Consider the following 16,560-nt stretch of genomic DNA (forward strand, 5'->3'; position numbering starts at 1 on the left):
CGGCCATCAGGGCCGCACGCTCATTTAGCTTTAAAAGCGCCTCCGCATTGCAGCGATCATAACCCAGGCGCATACTTAGCAGGCTTATTACTTCAGGCCTATGGTGCTTTGCACCTCATTATGCGGATTGTTATGTCACCCTCAGATGCCCCCATAAACTGGAAGCGTAACCTCACGGTTGCGTGGCTTGGCTGTTTTCTCACCGGTGCGGCGTTTAGCCTGGTGATGCCCTTCCTGCCGCTTTACGTTGAACAACTTGGCGTCACCGGTCACAGTGCACTCAATATGTGGTCTGGCCTGGTCTTCAGTATCACCTTTCTCTTTTCCGCGATTGCTTCGCCCTTCTGGGGTGGCCTTGCCGATCGCAAAGGACGAAAGATCATGCTGCTGCGTTCGGCACTGGGGATGGCCATCATCATGGCGCTGATGGGCCTTGCGCAGAACGTCTGGCAATTTCTGATTTTGCGCGCGTTACTGGGTCTGCTGGGGGGCTTTATTCCTAACGCAAATGCGCTCATTGCCACCCAAATTCCGCGACACAAAAGCGGCTGGGCGCTCGGCACGCTCTCCACCGGAGGCGTGAGCGGCGCATTGCTGGGACCGCTGGCAGGCGGGCTGCTGGCGGATAACTACGGCCTGCGTCCGGTCTTTTTCATTACTGCCAGCGTCCTTTTTCTCTGCTTTATCGTCACGCTGCTCTGTATCCGTGAACGTTTCACCCCGGTCCCCCGAAAAGAGATGCTCCACGCACGGGATGTGCTGACCTCGCTTAAAAATCCCAGGCTGGTGCTAAGCCTGTTCGTCACGACCCTGATTATTCAGGTAGCAACCGGGTCGATTGCCCCTATTCTGACGCTCTACGTTCGTGATCTGGCCGGTGACGTCAGTAATATTGCGTTTATCAGCGGGCTTATCGCGTCGGTGCCCGGCGTGGCAGCGCTGCTCAGCGCCCCGAGGCTGGGAAAACTGGGGGACCGCGTGGGCCCGGAAAAAATCCTGATATGCGCCCTGGTGATTTCCGTTCTGCTCCTCATTCCGATGTCGATGGTACAAGCACCATGGCAGCTTGGCCTGCTGCGCTTCTTACTGGGAGCGGCAGACGGCGCGTTACTGCCTGCGGTTCAGACCCTGCTGGTGTACAACTCAACGAACCAGATAGCCGGCCGCATTTTTAGCTATAACCAGTCATTTCGCGATATCGGCAACGTCACCGGACCGCTTGTCGGAGCCGGAATTTCCGCCAGTTTTGGTTTCCGCGCCGTGTTTATCGTCACCGCGGGCGTGGTGCTGTTTAATGCGATTTATTCGTGGTTCAGTTTATCGAGGGCTTTACGACCGGTCGTTAATAAGACGAACGCGTGACAGCTTATTTTTGCATTCATACTTGCAGAACCCGATATTCAGCTATTCTTTCCCTGAAACCTTCAGGAAAACAGGGAGACACCAATGACCATGTACGCCACACTGGAAGAAGCTATTGATGCCGCTCGTGAAGAGTTCCTCGCCGATAATCCCGGCGTTGAGGAAGAAAATGCTGACGTGCAACAACTTAATATCCAGAAATACGTTCTGCAGGACGGGGATATTATGTGGCAGGCCGAATTCTTTGCTGATGATGGCGAGGAAGGAGAATGTTTGCCGGTCCTGAGCGGAGAAGGTGCGCAGGCCGTCTTTGATGGCGACTATGACGAAATCGAACTACGGCAGGAATGGCTTGAAGAAAACACCCTGCACGAGTGGGATGAGGGCGAATTTCAGCTCGAGCCGCCGCTGGATACGGAAGAAGGACAGACCGCAGCCGATGAGTGGGATGAGCGTTAATTTCCCCTATTCATAAGGGCCGTGCTGAGCGTCGATTGGCAGCAATAGCGTATCGAATACCAGTGAAAACGGTAAATCGAGCACGGTGAGATAGCGCCACGCTGAGTCACGTACATCCCATTTTACCCCGGGGTAGTACTGATTACCGTGGCCTTGCCCTGGAATGGTGCGGCTGATGATGCTGCCACAGCCGCTGAGTAAACACGCCATCATCACGGCGAGGATTATTTTCATCAATGACCTCTAAAAAAATACCGGCTTTTCAGCCGGTATTTTATTTGCCGGGTAGCGTAACGCCGCCGGGCACAGAAGGCTTACTTCGCCTTCAGCGCGAGTGGATTAATTTTAATCTCTTTATAGTGGCTGACCCACGAAGAGTATTTTTCCGGCGCAGACCACACACGGTAGTGAAGGCGTGCCATCGTAACCGGATCGCTCAACAGCACCAGACGACGGTCGCGGTTGAGTTTTTCCGGCGTATCGTTCAGCGCCTGTTCAACGTGACGATCGCGGGCAATCTCCAGTACCTGGCTTGCACGGTGACGCGCTGTCGCCATGGCCGTCGCCAGAGCGTTAAATGACGGGTTAAACACCGCGTGCATAAAACCATCTTCCAGCGAGCGTTTGCGGTTCTGCTCCAGATACGTGTCGGTATCCACCAGCACCTGTGGCGGCGAATACTCTTCCGGGATCAGGAACAGTTTCCAGCGTTTGGTACGCAGCCCCACCGTTGAACGGCTCGAAATCACTGACACAAACGGTGACAGGATCAGCGAGAAGACAATCGGGGCCAGCCAGAACAGGAAGCGTAGATCCAGCCAGGCCATACCTGCCGCCCATACCAGACCCAGCAGCAGCTGCGAGCCATGACGCATGAAGGCTTCCCCCCACGGCGTGGAGTCATCATCACGCTGCGGTGAATTCCAGACCACTTCCCAGCCGAGGAACGCGCTGACCACAAACACGGTATGGAACAGCATACGCACCGGCGCCAGCAGCACGGAGAACAGCACTTCCAGCAGAAGCGAGAGCGTCACGCGGCAGAAACCACCGTACTCTTTCGAGCCTTTGCACCAGATCAGAATGATACTGAGCAGCTTAGGCAGGAACAGCAGTACCATGGTGGAGGCAAACAGCGCAATCGCCAGCTCCGGACGCCACTGCGGCCACACCGGGAACAGCTGGCGCGGTTGCAGGAAGTATTGCGGTTCCGTCAGAGCATGCACCACCTGTAGCGCAGTAGAGAGCGCAAGGAACATAAACCACAGCGGTGCGGAGAGATAAGACATTACGCCAGTCAGGAATACAGCACGGTGAACCGGGTGCATCCCTTTTACGAGGAACAGGCGGAAGTTCATCAGGTTACCGTGACACCAGCGGCGGTCACGCTTGAGCTCATCCAGCAGGTTCGGCGGCAGCTCTTCGTAAGATCCCGGCAGGTCGTAGGCGATCCAGACGCCCCAGCCAGCACGACGCATCAACGCCGCTTCCACGAAGTCGTGCGACAGAATAGACCCCGCAAACGAACCTTCCCCCGGCAGCGGAGCCAGCGCACAGTGCTCAATGAACGGCTTCACGCGGATAATGGCGTTGTGACCCCAGTAGTGAGACTCACCCAGTTGCCAGAAGTGCAGACCAGCGGTAAAGAGCGGCCCGTAGACGCGGGTTGCAAACTGCTGGCAGCGCGCATAAAGCGTGTCCATACCGGACGCTTTTGGCGAAGACTGGATGATCCCCGCGTTCGGGTTGGCTTCCATCAGACGCACCAGACCGCTCAGGCAGTCGCCGCTCATTACGGAGTCAGCATCCAGCACGACCATGTAGCTGTACTGATTCCCCCAGCGACGGCAGAAGTCATCGATGTTTCCGCTTTTACGCTTCACGCGACGACGACGACGGCGGTAGAAGATCTGGCCTTCACCCTGTACTTCCGCGATCAGTTCCATCCAGGCTTTTTGCTCGGCAACGCAAATGTCCGGGTTGTAGCTGTCACTCAGGATATAGACGTCAAAATGCGCCGCGTTACCGGTTGCCTTTACGGATTCCCAGGTCGCACGCAGACCCGCAAATACGCGGTCAACGTCTTCGTTACAGATAGGCATGATCAGCGCCGTACGGTGCTCAGGATTAAGGGGTTCATCCCCGACCGTTGAGGCTGAAATGCTGTATTTGTCCCGCCCCATCAGCAGCTGCAGGAAGCCCATCAGCGCGGTCCAGAAACCGGCTGACACCCAGCAGAAAAGAACGGCAAACAGCAGAAGAATGCCGCTCTGCAGGATATACGGCAGCAGCTGCATGAAGGAGACCCAGATATCCTGGCCCATCATGTCTGCAGGGTTGATAAGCGCCCAGCCCTGGTAAGGCAGAATGGTTTTCATGTACCAGGTAGCGACCACGGTCTGCGCCAGCGTCAGTAACAGCAGAATGTAACGACGAATGGTCCCCACGGTCCGCCATTTCTGTTCGGAGGCCTGCTCTTCTTTCGTCAGGCGCGACAGATAGCGCGGCGTAACATCACGCCCACGCAGGCGATCCCAGAAGCGGCCAACCGGGTTGGTGCGCCACGGGTCAGGGAACATCGAGGAACGCGTGGCTTTCGGCATTGCCTGAAGCTGATCGCGTCCTTCGTCGTCTTTAATCAACTGCCCTTCTGCCAGCGAGTCTGGCCATGCCTGCTCCAGACGCGCCTTTACTGACCCCAGCGGCGTATCATCGTCACGTGAAAACGGACGGTGTTCGCCATCCAGCGCGGTATGCACCGCGCGGATGTCGCTTTTAGGCAGCGCCGCTTTTTCAATGTCCGTCAGCGGCATGGCATCAATATATTCAGATGTATTATTCATTGGCAGGTAGCTGATAGCTCCAGGTTTCACTCAGCGGCTGATCGTTACTGACCAGCGCAGCACGCATTTCAGTGGTCTGTTTCGGATCTTTCACTTTCACGCGCAGCGTCAGACGCCAGCCTTTCGTTACCGGGTTATAGCGTACGGTGTTCTCAACGATTTCACCGTTATCACCGATGCTCGCCTGAGCGGCAACGGCGGTATCCGGGGACAGTTTTTTCATATCCTGGCCCGCGAAGTCCACAACAAAGGCCACGGTGCCATCAGGCTGACGGATCAGGTTAGACTGCTTCACATCACCCGTAGAACGGCGAGTCTGCATGACGTACGCGTTATCCGGCGCATGCAGTTTGTCTTCGTCGCGGCTAAAGGTAATGGTGTATTTGAAGTTCATCTCTTTACCGGCTTCCGGCAGCTGATCCGGCGTCCAGTAAGCAACGATGTTATCGTTGGTTTCGTCATTGGTTGGAATTTCAACCAGCTCAACCTTACCTTTACCCCAGTCACCTTTCGGCGTGACCCAGGCGCTTGGGCGCAGGTCATAGCGGTCATCCAGATCTTCAAATCGGGAGAACTGACGGCCACGCTGCAGGAGGCCGAAACCTTGCGGGTTTTCCATCGCAAAACTGCTAACAGCCAGATGTTTCGGGTTATTCAGCGGACGCCAGATCCACTCACCATTACCTGCATGAATAGAAAGACCGTTGGAATCGTGCAGTTCCGGGCGGAAGTTCGTCGCCGGTGACGGCTGATTCGGCCCAAACAGGAACATACTCGTCAGCGGTGCAACGCCCAGTTTGCCGACTTTATCGCGCAGGTAAACTTTGGACTGCACGTCAACGACCGTGTCACGGCCAGGCATAATCACAAAGCGATAAGCACCGGTCGCACGCGGGGAATCCAGCAGTGCATAAATAGTCAGGCGTTTGTCGGTTGGTTTTGGACGTTCAATCCAGAACTCGCGGAAACGTGGGAACTCTTCACCTGATGGCAGCGCGGTATCAATGGCGAGGCCACGCGCAGAAAGCCCGTACACCTGCCCTGCCCCGATCACGCGGAAGTAGCTGGCACCGAGCATGCTGACGATTTCGTCGTTTTTATCTTTGCTGTTGATCGGGTAAAGCACCTTGAAGCCAGCGAAGCCCAGGTCTTTAACCGTATCTTTATCGTGCTGAACATTGCCAAAATTGAAGTAATCCGGGCTGTACTTGATTTTACGTACCGCGGTCGCCGTCACTTCATTAATGGCAACAGGCGTGTCGAAGTACATTCCCTGATGATAAAACTCAAGCTTGAACGGGGTTTTAATGTTGTTCCAGTACGCTTTGTCATGGTTGAACTGGATCTGCTGATAGTCCGCATACTTCATGTCGCGGAAAACGGAGGGCAAGTTACTTTTTGGCGCTTCGTAGCTCTTGCCTGCCATCGATTTTGCCTGTTTTGCGACATCGTCGATGTTAAAGGCCAGTGCCGATGAGGTATACAGAGATAACACCACTGCAGCACCCAACCAACGCATTTTCATCATCTGTGGTTTATGTTTCATAATAAGTAAGCACTTCCCCCTTTGTGTGCTTATATCGATCCGATCCATTTTAATGGAAACTCAGGCAATCCGACAACATTATCACTGCTTTGTTCAGCTCGCTGGCTCATGGATTAAGCAAATGAAAGAACCCGCTTTTCACTTTGCGTGCTTATCCTGGAGACAGGGTGTCGGTCTTGGTGTAGGGTTGGCTTCGAATGTAACCATTATGAGTCTTAGGGATAAGGCGAAAAGTCTGAGAATGCACAAAGTTATATGAGCTCAACACCTGTAGAACGTGAATATTTCCTCGACTCGATCCGGGCATGGCTGATGCTGTTGGGGATCCCCTTTCACATTTCACTGATTTACTCCAGCCACACCTGGCATGTGAATAGCCAGATGCCTTCCTGGTGGCTCACGCTGTTTAATGACTTTATCCATGCCTTTCGTATGCAGGTGTTTTTTGTCATATCCGGCTATTTCTCCTACATGCTGTTCTTACGCTACCCGGTAAAACGCTGGTGGAAAGTGCGCGTGGAGCGTGTGGGCATTCCGATGTTGACCGCCATTCCCCTGCTGACGTTGCCGCAGTTTATTATGTTGCAGTACGTCAAAGGCAAAGCGGAGAACTGGCCAAATCTGACGCTGTATGAAAAGTACAATACCCTGGTCTGGGAACTGGTGTCTCACCTGTGGTTCCTGCTGGTCCTGGTGGTGCTCACCACGGTCAGCCTGGTCATTTTCAGCCGCCTGCGCCATCGCCTGAGTACCCAGGCCGATACCTTCTTCGCCAATATTACGCTGGGTAAACTGTCTCTGCTCTTTTTGCTGCTGGGTATCGCCTATGCGGCCGTGAGACGCACGCTATTTATCGTGTATCCGCCGATACTGAGTGACGGGCTGTTCAATTTCGTCGTGATGCAGTCGCTGTTTTACATCCCCTTCTTTTTAGCCGGTGCGCTGGCATTTATTCATCCCAAACTTAAATCGCTGTTTACCACCCCGTCGCCATGGTGCGCCCTGGGTGCCGCTATCGCGTTTGCGGCCTATCTGTTAAATCAGCGCTATGGCAGCGGCGATGGCTGGATGTATGAAACAGAAAGCGTGATCACCATGCTGCTGGGTCTGTGGATGGTGAATGTGGTCTTCGCGCTGGGACACCGCTTGCTGAACTTTAAGTCCAGCCGCGTGACCTACTTCGTCAATGCTTCACTGTTTATTTACCTGGTGCACCACCCGCTGACGCTGTTCTTCGGCGCTTATATCACGCCACATATTGCGTCCAACACGCTGGGTTTCTTTACCGGACTGGTCTTTGTGATTGGGATTGCCATCGTGCTTTATGAAATCCATCTGCGGATCCCGCTCCTGCGTTTCCTCTTTTCAGGAAAACCACAGGCTAAAGCCTCATAAACAAACGCGGCGCACTCAGTGCGCCGTGTTTGTTTTAGCTCTCTACGTCCTGTCCACGCTGCGTGAGAAGCCGCTGATAAAGGTGTGTGGTTTCTTCGTCGAAACAGACAAAAATCACCTTCTCAGGCATCGGCTTGAGGGAGAGGTATCGGTAAACGGTCTCTACCGCGATCGTGGCAGCGGCAGGTTTTGGATATCCGTATACCCCAGTGCTGATAGCCGGAAAAGCCATCGTCTTATAGCCGTTATCCGCTGCCAGGCGCAGGCAGTTGCGGTACGCCTCCTCCAGAATACTCGCCTCATACCGATCGCCGCCATGCCATACAGGCCCCACTGCGTGAATCACCGCTTTGGCAGGAAGATCTCCCGCGAGGGTAATCACCGCATGACCCGGAGGACATTCACCCTGCTGCTGACGCACAGCTTTACAGGCCTCAAGGAGCTGCGGTCCTGCAGCCCGGTGGATTGCGCCGTCAACACCGCCCCCGCCCATCAGTGATGGATTGGCCGCATTAACGATCACGTCGACGTGCATCGTCGTAATATCGCCATGAATGACTTCAATTTGCGGTTTCATACGTACCCTCTGCTACCCGCCTTTTTCTTAAGTGTATCGCAGAGGAGGTATGGATAAAAAACTATCGGGGAAAAACCTCTTCCGCCGGGGAGCGGAAGAGCGAGAATTAACGATACTGAATTTGAACAACCGCGAGCGTTTTTTCGGGATTAAGGTACTTCATGCTGAGAGTTGCGAGGCTGGAATCGTTGACCTGACCGTTAAGTACATCTTCATAGCTGACCCTGCGCGTTTGCATCCGATTATTATCCGGGCATGTCATTGCAAACGCGTCATGATGCGGTGTGACCACGCAGGGGTCTGCGACAATAGCGCCGCGAAAATGAATCACACCACCGTCGACAATCGTGGCTGAAAAAGCGGGGGTAATAAATGCAGAGAGGATCAAACCTAAACCATAAACCCGTCGGGCTAAATATTTGGTCACTATATGTACTCCTCAATGAAAGTCGTCCTTGAGGGGTAAACGCGCTCCGTTAGGGCAAACAAAGCATCACGTTATGGAACAGCACTTCACAGCTCCTGATAACAGCATAGCTCAACCGCGCACGCCCGCCATATCCACAACGTCTTGATTTCATAATCATTAGAGCGCACTTCCCGCTGGGGACCATTGCTGTGATAAATGAAGCGATTTCCCGTCAGAGACGGTGACAGTAATGTTCACCTTGTCTCCGGAATCTATATTTAAACTCAGTCGCATTAAATCAATCGTCTGATTAGCGGGAATAAAAAGTGTGTTTTGTTGCCGTGAAGAACTTTGCCCCCCCTGCCCCTGTCGCAAAGAGACAATCTGCACCTGACATTCACACGGTTCCGTCAGAATAACCTGCGGAATAATGGTGGTCATATTTCCCTGTTGCGATGTTTTAAACGTGATCTGACTGGAAAGCGCCGCGAGGAGAATTAAGGTATTCATGATGAACTCCCGAAAAAAAACAGGGCAAATGCCCTGTTTTTTGTAGCACAGACTGGAAATTAATACTGATGTGCAGTCGCGTGGTTGCCAAAACCAACCTGCTGAACAGTCACAGTGGATCCGGATGCGGTTTGATCAACAGCAGCACCGTTGCCACCACCGTACTGGCTAACGTTCATCACCGAGTGGTTACCATTCCACTGGTCAAGCGTTGCGCTGTTACCGAAACCATTCTGAGTCAGACTAATTGAGCTGTCATCAGAGCCCTGACCAACGTCAGCACCGTTACCGCCGCCACTCTGATTAATGGTCAGTGTGGAATTTCTCGCACTGGTTTGCAAAGCGAGAGCCGAGTTACCGCCACCGTACTGGTAAATGCTCAGCGTTGAATTTGGACCACTGTCATGACCACCGTGGCCATGCCCGTTACCCCAACCGCCTTGATTAATACTACCGGCCATAGCACTACCAGAAACTACGATTGCTGCAATTGCTGCCACTTTGATAAATTTCATGGTAAACCCCCATCGGATTGATTAAAGTCGCCGCTAAATAACTAACGCTGAATAACGCGAATCGCCATTTGCGACTGTCTCTGCACTACAACTGCGGTTTTCTGCGTACCGTACTGCGTAATATTTGCTCTATTACCCGACCCTTTTTGGATAATTTTCGCACTATTACCATATCCATCTTGCGTAATACCTGCATCATTCGCGCTACCGCTCTGATCGATCCAGGCAATATTATAAGTCCCTGATTGATCAACTCTCGCTCTGTTGCCTGCGCCATCCTGAGAAACAATGGACAATAATTTTGACCCGTCCTGGCGAACCTGAGCATCATTTAACATGCCCTGCTGACCAATAATGGCTGCCTGATTTAATGATGAACGACTTAATTCATTAACCGTGAAGTTATATTCAGCGTTAGCCAAATCTGAATCAGCCGCGATTACAAATCCAGGCGCACCCAGTAATGTAAACATCATAAATAACGATGTATTTTTCATGTTGTCACCCTGGACCTGGCTATTTGATAACGCCATAACCTTGTTACTGTGACTTCGTGTTAGAACGACTCGTAATTTGTTAACGCGTCGTTACGGTGATGAGTATGTCTGCCGAAACATTTTAAATATCTCACCCGCGTGGCTTATTTTTATTTATCACGTCACCTCAAAGTAGTAATTCCATGCAAAAAAACGTTATAGACCGGGGTTCTTATTTTTCTATTAAGCCTTTCTTAATAATCGATTGTGCAGCGGGACGAGAGGGGTAAAGCCCCCATGCAACGGACGCTAAACGAAACGCCAGGAGGACATTTTACACAACACGTGACACGAGACCTGTTTTCTTAAGACGCAGCATCGTTCATTCCAGGACTTAGAAAATCTCTGTGACTCATACCTCTTTACAGGAAGAAATAAATAATTAATACTCATAAAAATCAAACAATTATAAATATTTGTATGATTTTTAAAATCTGTGCAGGGTTATTTACATGTACAACTTTCTTATCATTCCACAACATTTAAAAGAGTCCATTTTCACAAATTAATATTGATTTTTACATCCTGTTACACGTTTAACACTTGCTTTAAAGTTAGTAATAGCTAGATTGAAATCAGATGTACGAAATTTGTTTTATATTTACCTCCTGCTGGAGGTTATGGTTTTTTTCTTCACACAGCAGTGCAACATCTGTCAGTACTTCTGGGGTCCTCTTTTTTATCTGGAGGACCGCTGTCAGGTGTCATAAAAAAGTGGGGTTTCATCATGTATAATGAAGTCCAAAGTTTACATGGTCATACGTTACTGTTGATCACAAAACCTTCGTTGCAAGCGACCGCTTTATTACAACATTTAAAGCAATCGCTGTCTCTGCACGGGAAATTACATAATATTCAACGTTCTTTTGATGATATTGCACCTGGCAGTATCATTCTGATTGATATGATGGAAGCGGATAAAAAGCTTATCCATTACTGGCAAGATAATTTAAGCAGGAAAAACAATAATATCCGCGTGTTATTATTGAATACCCCTGATGAGTATCCCTTCAGAGATATTGAAAGCTGGCCGCATATCAATGGTGTGTTCTATATCACGGAAGAAGAAGATCGGCTGGTCGAAGGTCTGCAGGGTATATTGCGCGGCGAGTGTTATTTTTCGCAAAAACTTGCCAGCTATCTCATCACGCACTCCGGAAATTACCGCTATAACAGTTCAGAGTCAGCGCTGCTAACGCACCGTGAGAAAGAGATCCTGAACAAATTGCGCATTGGTGCTTCAAATATTGAAATCGCCCGTTCGTTATTTATCAGCGAAAATACGGTAAAGACGCACCTTTATAATCTTTTCAAGAAGATAGCTGTTAAGAACCGAACTCAGGCTGTTTCATGGGCAAACGATAACCTCAGGCGTTAATCAAATGAAACGCACGTTGAGTTGGATCGCCGCAGCGAGTTTTATGCTCGCTGCCGGGAACGTACGGGCCGTCGAGGTCGAAGTTCCCGGATTGTTAACAGACCACACTGTCTCCTCGGTCGGGCACAATTTTTATCGTGCATTCAGTGACAAATGGGACAGTACATTTACTGGAAATATAACAATCAACGAGCGACCCAGTGCACGATGGGGAAGTTGGATAACAATAACGGCTAATCAGGACGTTATTTATCAAACATTTTTATTCCCCACGAAAATAGACTTCGATAAAAACGTAGCCTTAGCACTGGCTCAATCAGAAGATGCTATTAATCGCCTGCAAATTGATAAAGCGCTATTAAGCACCAGCGATTTAGCAAAAGACGAATTCTAGCGAACCTATATCCGGAGGCTGTCATGCGTATTGCATATGCAGTTGTTTCGATAATGCTAATAACCCCTATAAGCTGGGCCGGAAATATGACGTTCCAGTTCCGTAACCCTAACTTTGGCGGTAATCCCAATAATGGGGCGTTTCTGTTGAACGAAGCCCAGGCGCAAAACTCCTATAAGGATCCCAGCTTTAAGGATTTTAGCGTCGATACCCCATCGGCACTGGACAACTTCACGCAGGCTATCCAGTCGCAGATTTTGGGAGGGTTGCTGACCAACATTAATACCGGCAAACCCGGCCGAATGGTGACCAACGACTTCATTGTCGACATCGCCAACAAGGACGGACAACTCCAGTTGAACGTTACCGATCGAAAAACCGGGAAAACCTCCACCATTCAGGTTTCCGGTCTACAAAGTGATTCAACGAACTTTTAAACAACAACGAAATAAGGACAACGATCATGCAGCGCTTCCTGATATTTGTTGCAGTGTGCTTATTGAGCGGTTGTTTAACTGCTCCACCTAAAGAAGCTGCAAAACCAACATTAATGCCTCGGGCTCAAAGCTATCGTGATTTAACACATTTACCTGCGCCGACCGGTAAAATATTTGTCTCGGTTTACAACATTCAGGATGAAACGGGACAATTTAAACCTTATCCGGCAAGTAACTTCTCTACGGCAGTGCCACAGAGCGCCACCGCCATGCTGGTGACCGCCCTGAAAGATTCGCACTGGTTTATTCCTCTGGAACGTCAGGGTCTGCAGAACCTGTTAAATGAACGGAAAATTATTCGCGCTGCGCAGGAAAATGGCACCGTTGCGAATAATAACCGCATGCCGCTGGAATCACTGGCTGCGGCGAACGTCATGATCGAGGGATCGATTATCGGTTATGAAAGCAACGTTAAATCGGGTGGTGTGGGCGCGCGTTACTTTGGTATCGGTGCTGATACGCAATATCAGCTCGACCAAATCGCCGTAAACCTGCGTGTCGTCAACGTCAGCACGGGCGAAGTGCTCTCTTCGGTAACGACCAGCAAAACCATTCTTTCTTATGAAGTGCAGGCCGGGGTTTTCCGCTTCATCGATTACCAGCGTTTGCTGGAGGGTGAAATCGGGTATACCTCTAACGAACCGGTCATGATGTGTCTGATGTCAGCCATAGAAACCGGGGTAATCTTCCTGATTAATGATGGTATCGATCGTGGATTGTGGGACCTGCAGAACAAAGCAGAGGCGCAAAACCCGATACTGGTTAAATACCGCGATATGTCAGTGCCTCCGGAATCCTGACAGGAAGCGCATAAAAAAGGCGAGATCATCATCTCGCCTTTTTTTATTCACTTACCGCACTGATGTTTTGCGCTTTATCCCGTCTGGCGGCCAGCCAGAGGCCGCTGTTCTTCATGGCATAGCCAAACACCAACCCCAGCATTAGCGAGGGAAGCACCAGCGCCCAGTCCCCCTGCCCTGCAAACGTCGCGCATGCGCCCATAAAGGTACCGGGTACAAACGACAGCAGCATATGCTTTGCCTGGATACACATCAAAAACGCGACTACGCCGGTCATGATATAGCCCAGGATCTCCAGATGCGGGGCCAGCACGCTGCCCTTCATAATCACGAGTGCCCAGATAACACCGCTCATCAGGGTACAGCCAGAGATAAAAAGCCCTTTTACGCCGCCCTGCGGGCAGGCAAAGTAGGCCGTACAGCCCAGAAACCCGGCCCAGCTGAGCAACCCGAGAGAGACCGCCACCCATCCCCATAGTCCGGAGAGAATGCCTGTCGTGAATGCGATACAAAGTAATATGTTCATGGCGCGCATCTTAGCAGAAGCGCGCCATGGAAATGAGATCAGATGCACATTCCGTGCAAGATGAAATGTATGGTTGCAGAATTTATGTGACCTAAATCACTCTTCATCCTCTTCTTCCAGCTCATCCCACATTGCCGCAATGGCGTCGCGGGTCAGCGGAGCCAGCGTTCTCCAGAACGGCGAGGTCGCATGTGCTTCAACTTTGCCGAGGAAAGTACCGCACCACGGCAGCAGATACGCTCCGAAGAGCGTTTCGATAGCCTCGTTCTCATCATCAGCGGCGTGATCTTCAATCCAGGATGCAGCCAGCAGCAACGTTCCGATATGGTCCGCAGGGGTATCCGTCAGCGGCATTCCGCGTTCAGAGAGAAACGCGCGCACTTCCGCTTCCGTCGCCCCTTCCTGCCAGGCTGAACGGTACGGCGAAACGCGGCATTCGTCGCCAATAAACAGTGCGTTGTAATCCGTTGAAATCTGCTGCATATCGCAACTTTTTTGCAGACGCTCCAGCAACTCATCCTGTTCCAGCGGCCAGTTTTGCGCCAGTTTCCCTTCACGAATCAGGGTAAAGAGTGGAACCAGCAGCGGGTCTTGCGGCTGACGATAGAACAGCGTACCCAGCACGCGGCAAAGGATGGAAAACTCATTCATTTTTTTATTCCATTACACAATTAAAGATCGGCAAATTCATCAATCGGATCCATTCCGCGTGACTCGAGGAAATCAAGCATGCGGCGTGGGGTAACGTTAAGGATCCTGTCTTCCGGGAAATCCACGTCATTCAGTATTTTCAGGCATTCACTAAAATCACCCAGCGTAAACGCGGTATGGGAATCGGAACCCAGCGCCACCATGCCGCCTGCATCCCGTACCGCAGCTGCAACGGCGCGACAGTTTGCTTCACTGCCCTTACGCGAGTGAACAAAAGAAGAGTTATTGATCTCCAGCGCCACGCGGTGTTTCGCTGCCGCCTGGGCAACAGCCTCGATATCAATCGGGTATTTAGGATTACCCGGATGAGAAATAATGTGCACGTTGCCGCTGGCTATGGCAGCAATCATCGCTCGGGTGTTCGTCTCTTTATCCTGTGGCGCGAAAACCGGCTCGTGGAAACCGGCAAGGATCAGATCCAGAGAGGTCAGCATCGGTCCGGTACAGTCGATTTCACCGTCTGTATTTTTAATGTTTGCCTCGATGCCGCGCAGTATCCCAATACCGTCCACCAGACGTGGCCAGATCCGCATATTCACAAAATGCCAGTAGTGCGGCGCATCTGCCATGTCCGGGCCGTGATCGGTAATCGCAAAAAGCGTAATGCCCTTGCGTTTCGCTTGCGCGATATAATCATGGAGGTTGCTATACGCGTGGGTACTGGCGACGGTGTGCATATGCAGGTCAACGGGATACATCTTTCTCTCCTCTGCGGTTTTTCCAAAGGATAGCAGTTATCTGCAGCGAATATTAGCAAAAACCCGGCTAACGCCGGGTTTCACTCAGTAGCCGCGCTGTCTGTCGACCTGTCCGGTTACCGGATGGCCCTGCTCCATCTCACTGATGGTGTGGGTAATATAGGCCACAGCTTCCGCCGGACGCGTGACCGCTGCAATGTGCGGCGTCATCGCCACACGCGGATGTGCCCACAGCGGGCTTTCGGCCGGTAACGGCTCGCGGCTGTACACATCCAGCATCGCCCCTTTCAGTTTTCCGCTGTTCAGCGCCTGCAGCAGATCGGACTCAACAAGGTGTACCCCGCGCGCCAGGTTCATTACGTAACTCTGGTCAGCCAGTTGATTTAGCAGTGCACCATTGATAATCCCCACCGTTTCGGCCGTATTTGGCAGCAGGTTGATGAGCACGCGCGTACCGTTCAGGAACGCAGGAAGCTCATCAGCGCCGGCAAAACTTTCTACGCCCGGATAATCCTTGCGGCTACGGCTCCAGCAGCGCAGTGGGAAGCCCCACGGGGCAAGTGCTTCAGCGACTTTTGAGCCGAGCACGCCAGCCCCGAGGATACCAATGGTAAAATCTTCGCGCTGATAATCCGGCAGCGGCTCCCAGTGGGATTGCTGTTTTAGTGCCTGATAGTCGTCGAAGCGGCGGAACCAGTGCAGCACCTGGCTGACAGCATACTCCTGCATTTGCTGGCCCATGCCGGTATCTTCCAGACGGAAAAGGGGGATCTCTTCCGGCAGCATTTCAGGGTGTGCTTTCAGTTTGCTCAGAATCGAATCCACGCCGGCGCCCAGCGCAAAAACGGCCTTCAGTTTACGGCCCTGGAGCATTTCTACCGGCGGATGCCAGACCAGCGCGTAGTCAGCATGTTCGTTATCACCACGTTTCCACTCACGCACGCGCGCCCCGGGCAACGCCGCCGAAAGTGCCTTAATCCAGTAAGCAGTATCAAAAGTGGGGTGATAGAAGATTATATCCATAGTCATTCCTGCCTTTTATTGCGCTGTTTTGTGTTCATTTTCAACTGGATTGCCAGCATAACAAATTTTTCCCGCCACCGCGTTGTTGATAAAAAAGGCGCTTTCAGCACATTTAAAAGCCATGTTGACTGAAGTTTGTCTAAATGCGCTGATTTACTGAAAAAGTGAGTTGACGCCAGTTCGGCTTTTCCTTACATTAGCGCCCGTCCCGTCAACAACGGGATGACAATATGGTGAGGTGTCCGAGTGGCTGAAGGAGCACGCCTGGAAAGTGTGTATACGGCAACGTATCGGGGGTTCGAATCCCCCCCTCACCGCCATATTCAAGATAAGAGCTCGTACGAAAGTACGGGCTTTTTTCTTTTATATTCCCCGGACAGG

General features: G+C 51.6%; 19 protein-coding genes and 1 tRNA gene. 8 read left to right on the forward strand and 12 right to left on the reverse strand.

Features of this window, described 5'->3' with window-relative positions; all coding sequences use genetic code 11:
* Nucleotides 1-132: 132 nt before the first annotated feature.
* Both mdtG and L466_RS07280 read left to right on the forward strand, forming a co-directional pair.
* Nucleotides 133-1,362 (forward strand): multidrug efflux MFS transporter MdtG, encoded by a 1,230-nt coding sequence (mdtG, locus tag L466_RS07285; protein ID WP_032681267.1) that lies wholly within the window; start codon nt 133-135, stop codon nt 1,360-1,362.
* Nucleotides 1,363-1,446: 84 nt separating this feature from the next.
* Entirely contained in the window at nt 1,447-1,821 is a 375-nt protein-coding gene (locus L466_RS07280; RefSeq protein WP_020884694.1) for a MysB family protein, read from the forward strand.
* A gap of 6 nt (nt 1,822-1,827) precedes the next feature.
* Here the strand turns inward: L466_RS07280 and L466_RS07275 are convergent, their stop codons facing one another.
* The 3 genes from L466_RS07275 to mdoG all read right to left on the reverse strand — a co-directional run bounded on the left by L466_RS07275 (nt 1,828) and on the right by mdoG (nt 6,210).
* Nucleotides 1,828-2,055, reverse strand: a complete 228-nt coding sequence (locus tag L466_RS07275) for a YceK/YidQ family lipoprotein (protein ID WP_020884695.1) — start codon at nt 2,053-2,055, stop codon at nt 1,828-1,830.
* An 80-nt stretch (nt 2,056-2,135) separates the two neighbouring features.
* A complete protein-coding gene (gene mdoH, locus L466_RS07270) occupies nt 2,136-4,664 on the reverse strand; it encodes a glucans biosynthesis glucosyltransferase MdoH (RefSeq protein ID WP_032681268.1) in 2,529 nt (842 codons plus the stop codon).
* Nucleotides 4,657-6,210 carry a glucans biosynthesis protein MdoG gene (gene mdoG, locus L466_RS07265; RefSeq protein ID WP_025204472.1) on the reverse strand — a complete coding sequence of 518 codons (1,554 nt, stop codon included), beginning with the start codon at nt 6,208-6,210 and terminating at the stop codon, nt 4,657-4,659. Before mdoG ends, mdoH begins: the two co-directional genes overlap by 8 nt.
* Nucleotides 6,211-6,465: 255 nt before the next feature.
* On the opposite strand from mdoG, the gene mdoC reads away from it, so the two are divergent.
* Entirely contained in the window at nt 6,466-7,605 is a 1,140-nt protein-coding gene (gene mdoC, locus L466_RS07260) for a glucans biosynthesis protein MdoC (RefSeq protein WP_014169528.1), read from the forward strand.
* A gap of 34 nt (nt 7,606-7,639) precedes the next feature.
* On the opposite strand, the gene ymdB is transcribed toward mdoC, so the two are convergent.
* From ymdB to csgB, 5 genes are all read right to left on the reverse strand, one after another.
* Nucleotides 7,640-8,182, reverse strand: coding sequence for an O-acetyl-ADP-ribose deacetylase (gene ymdB, locus L466_RS07255; protein ID WP_032681269.1), 543 nt, complete (start codon nt 8,180-8,182; stop codon nt 7,640-7,642).
* A gap of 106 nt (nt 8,183-8,288) precedes the next feature.
* Nucleotides 8,289-8,609, reverse strand: coding sequence for a fimbrial protein (locus tag L466_RS07250; protein ID WP_014169526.1), 321 nt, complete (start codon nt 8,607-8,609; stop codon nt 8,289-8,291).
* 159 nt (nt 8,610-8,768) lie between these two features.
* Nucleotides 8,769-9,101, reverse strand: a complete 333-nt coding sequence (csgC, locus tag L466_RS07245) for a curli assembly chaperone CsgC (RefSeq protein ID WP_014169525.1) — start codon at nt 9,099-9,101, stop codon at nt 8,769-8,771.
* A 59-nt stretch (nt 9,102-9,160) separates the two neighbouring features.
* Complete coding sequence (csgA, locus tag L466_RS07240) at nt 9,161-9,616, reverse strand: curli major subunit CsgA (protein WP_014169524.1); 456 nt, start codon at nt 9,614-9,616, stop codon at nt 9,161-9,163.
* 41 nt (nt 9,617-9,657) lie between these two features.
* The gene (csgB, locus tag L466_RS07235) at nt 9,658-10,113 is read right to left on the reverse strand and encodes a curli minor subunit CsgB (RefSeq protein WP_020884698.1); all 456 of its coding nucleotides are present in this window, start codon (nt 10,111-10,113) and stop codon (nt 9,658-9,660) included.
* Between the two features lie 766 nt (nt 10,114-10,879).
* Between csgB and csgD the strand changes: the two genes are divergently transcribed.
* Genes csgD through csgG form a run of 4 tightly spaced genes read left to right on the forward strand, consistent with a single transcriptional unit; the run spans nt 10,880 to nt 13,221 of the window.
* Nucleotides 10,880-11,530 (forward strand): biofilm master transcriptional regulator CsgD, encoded by a 651-nt coding sequence (csgD, locus tag L466_RS07230; RefSeq protein WP_020884699.1) that lies wholly within the window; start codon nt 10,880-10,882, stop codon nt 11,528-11,530.
* Nucleotides 11,531-11,534: 4 nt separating this feature from the next.
* Nucleotides 11,535-11,924 carry a curli production assembly/transport protein CsgE gene (csgE, locus tag L466_RS07225; RefSeq protein ID WP_020884700.1) on the forward strand — a complete coding sequence of 130 codons (390 nt, stop codon included), beginning with the start codon at nt 11,535-11,537 and terminating at the stop codon, nt 11,922-11,924.
* A gap of 23 nt (nt 11,925-11,947) precedes the next feature.
* Complete coding sequence (csgF, locus tag L466_RS07220) at nt 11,948-12,361, forward strand: curli production assembly/transport protein CsgF (protein WP_020884701.1); 414 nt, start codon at nt 11,948-11,950, stop codon at nt 12,359-12,361.
* A 26-nt stretch (nt 12,362-12,387) separates the two neighbouring features.
* Complete coding sequence (gene csgG / locus L466_RS07215) at nt 12,388-13,221, forward strand: curli production assembly/transport protein CsgG (RefSeq protein ID WP_014169519.1); 834 nt, start codon at nt 12,388-12,390, stop codon at nt 13,219-13,221.
* Between the two features lie 43 nt (nt 13,222-13,264).
* Here the strand turns inward: csgG and L466_RS07210 are convergent, their stop codons facing one another.
* The 4 genes from L466_RS07210 to ghrA form a co-directional block, all read right to left on the reverse strand.
* Nucleotides 13,265-13,747: a DUF1097 domain-containing protein gene (locus tag L466_RS07210; RefSeq protein WP_074439190.1), complete on the reverse strand. Its 483-nt coding sequence runs from the start codon at nt 13,745-13,747 to the stop codon at nt 13,265-13,267.
* A gap of 96 nt (nt 13,748-13,843) precedes the next feature.
* Nucleotides 13,844-14,398 (reverse strand): TorD/DmsD family molecular chaperone, encoded by a 555-nt coding sequence (locus tag L466_RS07205; RefSeq protein ID WP_014169517.1) that lies wholly within the window; start codon nt 14,396-14,398, stop codon nt 13,844-13,846.
* 20 nt (nt 14,399-14,418) lie between these two features.
* Nucleotides 14,419-15,156, reverse strand: coding sequence for a phosphatase (locus tag L466_RS07200; RefSeq protein WP_014169516.1), 738 nt, complete (start codon nt 15,154-15,156; stop codon nt 14,419-14,421).
* 84 nt (nt 15,157-15,240) lie between these two features.
* A complete protein-coding gene (gene ghrA / locus L466_RS07195) occupies nt 15,241-16,179 on the reverse strand; it encodes a glyoxylate/hydroxypyruvate reductase GhrA (protein ID WP_020884704.1) in 939 nt (312 codons plus the stop codon).
* A 232-nt stretch (nt 16,180-16,411) separates the two neighbouring features.
* Between ghrA and L466_RS07190 the strand changes: the two genes are divergently transcribed.
* Nucleotides 16,412-16,499, forward strand: a tRNA-Ser gene (locus L466_RS07190).
* The last annotated feature ends 61 nt before the right edge of the window (nt 16,500-16,560 follow it).

This window comes from Enterobacter sp. BIDMC 30 (genome assembly GCF_000534355.1).
Classification (GTDB): Bacteria; Pseudomonadota; Gammaproteobacteria; order Enterobacterales; family Enterobacteriaceae; genus Enterobacter; species Enterobacter ludwigii.

What these genes read in the sequence shown, in the direction of transcription:
- mdtG (WP_032681267.1), top strand. Translation starts at nt 133, where the DNA reads ATGTCACCCTCAGATGCCCCCATAAACTGGAAGCGTAACCTCACGGTT.
- L466_RS07280 (WP_020884694.1), top strand. Translation starts at nt 1,447, where the DNA reads ATGACCATGTACGCCACACTGGAAGAAGCTATTGATGCCGCTCGTGAA.
- L466_RS07275 (WP_020884695.1), bottom strand. Translation starts at nt 2,055, where the DNA reads ATGAAAATAATCCTCGCCGTGATGATGGCGTGTTTACTCAGCGGCTGT.
- mdoH (WP_032681268.1), bottom strand. Translation starts at nt 4,664, where the DNA reads ATGAATAATACATCTGAATATATTGATGCCATGCCGCTGACGGACATT.
- mdoG (WP_025204472.1), bottom strand. Translation starts at nt 6,210, where the DNA reads ATGAAACATAAACCACAGATGATGAAAATGCGTTGGTTGGGTGCTGCA.
- mdoC (WP_014169528.1), top strand. Translation starts at nt 6,466, where the DNA reads ATGAGCTCAACACCTGTAGAACGTGAATATTTCCTCGACTCGATCCGG.
- ymdB (WP_032681269.1), bottom strand. Translation starts at nt 8,182, where the DNA reads ATGAAACCGCAAATTGAAGTCATTCATGGCGATATTACGACGATGCAC.
- csgC (WP_014169525.1), bottom strand. Translation starts at nt 9,101, where the DNA reads ATGAATACCTTAATTCTCCTCGCGGCGCTTTCCAGTCAGATCACGTTT.
- csgA (WP_014169524.1), bottom strand. Translation starts at nt 9,616, where the DNA reads ATGAAATTTATCAAAGTGGCAGCAATTGCAGCAATCGTAGTTTCTGGT.
- csgB (WP_020884698.1), bottom strand. Translation starts at nt 10,113, where the DNA reads ATGAAAAATACATCGTTATTTATGATGTTTACATTACTGGGTGCGCCT.
- csgD (WP_020884699.1), top strand. Translation starts at nt 10,880, where the DNA reads ATGTATAATGAAGTCCAAAGTTTACATGGTCATACGTTACTGTTGATC.
- csgE (WP_020884700.1), top strand. Translation starts at nt 11,535, where the DNA reads ATGAAACGCACGTTGAGTTGGATCGCCGCAGCGAGTTTTATGCTCGCT.
- csgF (WP_020884701.1), top strand. Translation starts at nt 11,948, where the DNA reads ATGCGTATTGCATATGCAGTTGTTTCGATAATGCTAATAACCCCTATA.
- csgG (WP_014169519.1), top strand. Translation starts at nt 12,388, where the DNA reads ATGCAGCGCTTCCTGATATTTGTTGCAGTGTGCTTATTGAGCGGTTGT.
- L466_RS07210 (WP_074439190.1), bottom strand. Translation starts at nt 13,747, where the DNA reads ATGAACATATTACTTTGTATCGCATTCACGACAGGCATTCTCTCCGGA.
- L466_RS07205 (WP_014169517.1), bottom strand. Translation starts at nt 14,398, where the DNA reads ATGAATGAGTTTTCCATCCTTTGCCGCGTGCTGGGTACGCTGTTCTAT.
- L466_RS07200 (WP_014169516.1), bottom strand. Translation starts at nt 15,156, where the DNA reads ATGTATCCCGTTGACCTGCATATGCACACCGTCGCCAGTACCCACGCG.
- ghrA (WP_020884704.1), bottom strand. Translation starts at nt 16,179, where the DNA reads ATGGATATAATCTTCTATCACCCCACTTTTGATACTGCTTACTGGATT.